Here is a 4,905-nt window from a genome sequence, read left to right as displayed (position 1 = left end):
ATTGGGCAGAGGACTGGCTCCACTCACGCCACTACTAGCAAACCATCTCACGGGATTCGGGTTGTTGTCCGCCAGTCCAAGGTGTCCGAAGACGCCCCAGGTTCGACCTGACTTGTCTGCAGTCACCCCCAGCGCCTGATCAAAATTATACGCCAGCGACCAGGAACCCCTCACCGGAGTCGCGAAAAGGGCAAGGCCCTCAGATGGATCAAGGAAGGCAGTCGGTGTCAGGTCTGAGTAGGTACCGCTGCTGTACGTGCCTGAAATCCCCTGGTGGCCGGGGCGGTCGAAAAAGAAGGTAGGAGCCAGTCCTTGGGCGAAGAGTGTCACTCCATTATTGAAGAGCGTATTCAGTCCAGTGGTCGTCGGAGTGTTATTCGTGTCGAAGAGAGTGAACTCAATGGTCCGCTCGTCAGAAGCGGTGCAGATAAATCCCGCGCCGTATGTCGAGTATGGGATCGTCCGGGCATAAACCGGGTTATAAACCAACGCCGAATTCTGAAATCCCTGCAACGGTCCTGCGGAGGTGAACGGCTGCTTGAAGTCGTCAAGCGTATTGATTTTTCCTGCGTAGACCACCAGATTGTCTGAAAGCGCCTGCTGCAACTTCGCCGCGGTCAACCCAGTGACGCTCCCATTGGGTTGAGGGAGCGAGAGCATCACATTTACGGGAGCCAAGGCGCCCGTCAGCGTATTTGCAGACTCGCCGTATCGGGACTCTCCGTGCAGCGTGAACATCCCGCCCTGCCAAAGTCCCAACTTTGCGCTGTCAATCATCGCGAAGTAGTCATTACGACCACCATACTGGAACTGCTGCTCCAGCCCACCACTGGCGACCCCCTGGTAAAACTGCGTGGTACTCATTTCAAACGCAACGCCGGTTTCAGCCAAGGTTGACCGAAGGCTAAACCAGTCAGTTATTGGTTTTAACTGGCCGTCGGTCGTAAGATTTTCCAGTGGGGTTTGTTGCGCTAAATCGTCTGATGTCTGGGGCAGCTGAATGTAAGACTCGTCCGATGCGAATGCCTGTGCAAGGCCCCACTCCCCGGCAATTGTTGCCAGAGTCAGGAAAATGACGCATGAGATTCGGGTCCTTTTCGACATCCCGCAGACTTCGCGCAAGTTTGAGGAAGTGTGAAAGAGTCGAATATCTGCAACGAGCAGACTGTCGAAAGACGGGTCGCATCCGAAGGAGCCCCAGCACAATGAGGAACCCAAATCATTTCCCGGGCTTTGTCCCATTCTTCAATAACCATTTAGATCGAAATGGTAAGTCGGCCAGCATTACGCGGAATTGGCTGGCATCATTGTTTGATCGCGCGGAAGTTATCGGTTGTAACGATTTCACCGACCGGAGCTCGCGAATTTCGTCTGTCAAAGCCCTGAGGTAGAGAAGTCGTGTCTGGTGGGGACAAACGGCGATTGGTTGTCTCGGGAAGGACGGATGAGGGATCGTCCGTTGCGGTAGCGGGGGAGAAGTGGTCTGCGATACGATGCGGCTGCTTTTCACTTTGAACTCGCAGGGTTGTCAATGTCGATCTGGTCACCGCTTCGTGGGCATGCCGAACAAAAAGAAATGTTTCGCCGGACGATTCGCCGCAATCGGCTTTCCCAGGCGTATCTCTTCGTCGGTCCCTCAGGAATCGGTAAACGCAAGTTTGCTCAACTGCTGGCGCATGCACTGTTGTGCCAGAATCCCGGTGAGGACCCGCTCGAAGCATGTGGCCAATGTGCGGGCTGCAAGCCGTTCCTCGCGGGGGCTCATCCCGATTTTCTGGCCGTTGGGTGTCCCGAAGGTAAGCGAGAGCTGCCGATTGCTTTGCTGCTGGGGCCTGAAGAGCGGCGGGGGCAGGAGGGGTTATGTCACGATCTTTCACTGGCGCCACTTCCGGGGTCTCGCAAGGTCGCCATCGTCGATGACGCTGACACGATGAACGATGCGAGTGCGAACGCGTTTCTCAAGACGCTTGAAGAGCCCCCTGAACGAGCCATTCTCATATTGATCGCGTCGAACCTGGATGCACTCTTGTCGACGATCCGATCGCGGTGCCAGCTTGTGCGGTTCTCGCCATTGGAGACCGAGGACATCCGTGCGATGCTGATCGAGCAGCAGTTGGCTCAGTCAGACGATGACGTCAACTTTGCGGCCGCACTGAGCGAAGGGAGTCTCACCACGGCCACGCAACTGCTGGAGCCCGAGCTTCGTGAGCTGCGAACGCTGCTGTATCGGCAACTTGCGCAGGTGAGTTTCAGCGGATTAGGGTTGGCGAAGTCACTGCTGGAAGGAATTGGCAAGATCAGTTCCGAGACATCAGTGCAGCGGATCAACGCCCAATGGCTGATTCGGTTTCTCGTCGAGTTCTTCCGCATGGCGGTGTGGCAGATCGGCCAGGGTCCCACCGAGTCGGTTCCATTTTCGGCCGAAGTGTCGCAGTTTGTGAATCGACTGATGACCCAGTCAGACGATGTCGAGGTCGTCGGGGGGCTCATTGAACGGTGTGTTGAGGCCGCGGTTCACGTGGATCAGAACGTGGCGGTTCCGCTGGTGCTGGAATCGCTCTGCCAGGACCTGTCACGGTTGTTGCGTCTGGCGGCTCCGACGCATTGATGACCGCTGCGCGCGACCATGCCGGACGGGGAGCGGGAATAAAAAACGCTGCCTGTCCGGGGGAGGGACAAGCAGCGTGGATGCCGGCCGCTGGAACTGATGCGGCCGGAGTCCTCTTGCGATTTCCAAAAGGGACGTGGCTGAGTTACTTGGGCGTCTCAGTTACTTGGGCGTGTCGGCCTCAGCGAGGGCTGTTTCGACGCGACGATGCTGACGCAGGTCATAGCGATCGCCCGATTTCAGGATCGCGAATTCGGGTGTTTCGATTGACGAGTTCGTGGGGCTGTCGAAGACGGTGACCTGATGTTTCCCTACCACCTGCATCGTAGAACCTCGGACGATGAGCGCGGTGGATTCGTCAACACCCAGGCCGATCAGCTCGGGATAAGTCTTCTTGAGTTCCGCCATTTCGTTGTGGCGTTTGCGTTCGGTGAAGTGCTGGTCGATGGCGACGCCGGGGAGAAAACCGAAGCCGCGATCGTAGCCTTCGCACATGATCTCTTCATTTCCGAGTGGATTACCGCGGACGAGATACTCACCCTGAATCGTCGCACCGGCCGAGGTTCCACCGATGACACCACCTCGACGCAGAACATCGTGGAACAGTTCCTCGACATTGGTGTCCATGTAGGCATCCACCAATCGCCACTGTCGGCCACCGGTGAACCAGACTCCGCGAGCGGCTTTCAGCAGAGCAATCAGGCTGGGGCTTGAGAGTTCTTCGCCACTTCTTGCGTGCAGCATGGTGACGTTTCTGGCACCTGCGTCCTGTAGCCAGCCGCAGACTTCGCGCTGCTCGGGGGGATAATCACCCAAGGCATTCGAGACGACGACGATGGGGGCTTCGATCCCTCCCGCCGCTTCCAGGAATGAGTCGATGACTTCTTTCGGGGTGGGGCCGCCCCCTGCAATCACCAGGGTTCCGTTCTGAACATCAGGGACGTGACGGTCGGTTGACGCGATGAGCGTATCGACGCGTGAGTTTGCGGCACGCTTCAGCGCGATCAGGTCGGCCTTATGTCCGGGAGTCAGTGACTCGATACGGGCTGGCCGCTTTGTCGAAGGGGACAGGCAGATCGACACGTCGGATTCGCCGATGACTTCCAGCGACCGCCCCTGGACGATCAGGGCTGTTCCTTCGTCGATGCCGAAGCCAACCATACCGGGACGCAACTGCAGGGCGCGCATGAGTCGCTCCTGGCGGTTTCTCTTCTTGAAGTGCTGATCGACGATGGTTCCGGGCAGGAACCCGAGTCCGGAAGAGAGCAGTGGCTCGACTTTCCCGTCGGCAATCATGCTCCGCGACATGATCGCGGCTCCTGCGGAAGTGCCACCAATTACGCCACCGCGTGCTAAAACATTGTGCAACCGTTCTTCGGTGCGGGTACCGACGTAAGTCTGCGCCAGCCAGTTCTGATTTCCCCCGATGAACCAGACGGCGGTGGCAAGATCGAGAATCTGGGAGAACTTTTCATCATCTGCTTCCATTCGTGAACGAGTGTGCAGAATCTGGAGAGACGCGAAGCCATTATCGGCAAGCCGGTCGTACCAGCCTGACATGCGTGCATGAATGTCGGTATCGGCGATCACGCTGGCTGAGGGGATAATTACGACATGGGCGTCAGGACCGCCCCCGAGCTCGATGAAGCGGTCGAGGAGCGTATGGGGCAGAACCCCGCCACCACAGATGACGAGCGACCCGGACCTCGTATACAGGGGATCGTTTTCCGTCTGGAAATCGGCGGCGTGCGACTGTGAGGACATGGTAGTGAACACGCTGAGAAACAGCAGAGTTACGAGTGCACAGTAACCGTGTCGACGAATGTGCCACGAGTGGCTGAGTTGAAGCCTCATCATGAAGTCCAGCTCCTTAGAAAAAATCATGAAGAATTTCACGGCCTTCGCATCCGTGCGATCACACAAAAATAGGTTGATCTGTTCGGGTGTGCAAGGTGGCTTTGGGCATTCTTACCGCAAAATCGTTCCTGAAATATTCGTCGGAAAAGTTTGGTTGATCGATGAATTTTGACAGACTTCTCTCTCGTCTATGAAAATTACGTGCCCTTTTTCTTCTCAAGAATGTTTTTCCAGATCGGCCCGTAGGTCTCTTTGTCGAACGGAGGACAACCTGTCGGAGACTGACCCAGCGGGTGATCTTTCGTTCTCATCATGTTTGTACAGTACGAAAAGGTGCGGCAGGTGGTCTTACGACTCAGCCGTCCATGCGTCTCAAGTTGCTGTACGAAGTCGGGTTGTGAGAGCGTTGCCCGCCCCAAACCGACAAACGAACAACGTTT

Annotated in this window: 3 protein-coding genes and 1 pseudogene; 1 reads left to right on the top strand and 3 read right to left on the bottom strand. The window is 56.7% G+C overall.

Translation table 11 applies throughout. The features are described from left to right. A partial coding sequence (locus tag VGE80_RS16590) for a carbohydrate porin (protein WP_440593438.1) occupies positions 1-864 on the bottom strand: 864 nt, incomplete at its 3' end. 667 nt (positions 865-1,531) lie between these two features. Here VGE80_RS16590 and holB point away from each other — a divergent pair. Then, the gene (gene holB / locus VGE80_RS16585; protein ID WP_440593437.1) at positions 1,532-2,608 is read left to right on the top strand and encodes a DNA polymerase III subunit delta'; all 1,077 of its coding nucleotides are present in this window, start codon (positions 1,532-1,534) and stop codon (positions 2,606-2,608) included. A 162-nt stretch (positions 2,609-2,770) separates the two neighbouring features. On the opposite strand, the gene VGE80_RS16580 is transcribed toward holB, so the two are convergent. Together VGE80_RS16580 and VGE80_RS16575 are read right to left on the bottom strand one after the other, a co-directional pair. After that, on the bottom strand, positions 2,771-4,465 hold the full coding sequence (locus VGE80_RS16580; protein WP_440593436.1) for a cyanophycinase: 1,695 nt from the start codon (positions 4,463-4,465) through the stop codon (positions 2,771-2,773). Between the two features lie 197 nt (positions 4,466-4,662). Beyond that, positions 4,663-4,905 (bottom strand): annotated as a pseudogene (locus VGE80_RS16575) (NADH:flavin oxidoreductase); the annotation flags it as partial.

The organism is Schlesneria sp. (genome assembly GCF_036405755.1).
In the GTDB taxonomy this organism is placed as follows: Bacteria; Planctomycetota; Planctomycetia; order Planctomycetales; family Planctomycetaceae; genus Schlesneria; species Schlesneria sphaerica.
The sequence above is the reverse complement of the archived record's forward strand: the minus strand, read 5'-3'. Positions and strand labels throughout refer to the sequence as shown.

Bases quoted from the DNA above. Each gene is read 5' to 3' on its own strand.
- holB (WP_440593437.1), top strand. From the start codon at position 1,532: ATGTCGATCTGGTCACCGCTTCGTGGGCATGCCGAACAAAAAGAAATG.
- VGE80_RS16580 (WP_440593436.1), bottom strand. From the start codon at position 4,465: ATGATGAGGCTTCAACTCAGCCACTCGTGGCACATTCGTCGACACGGT.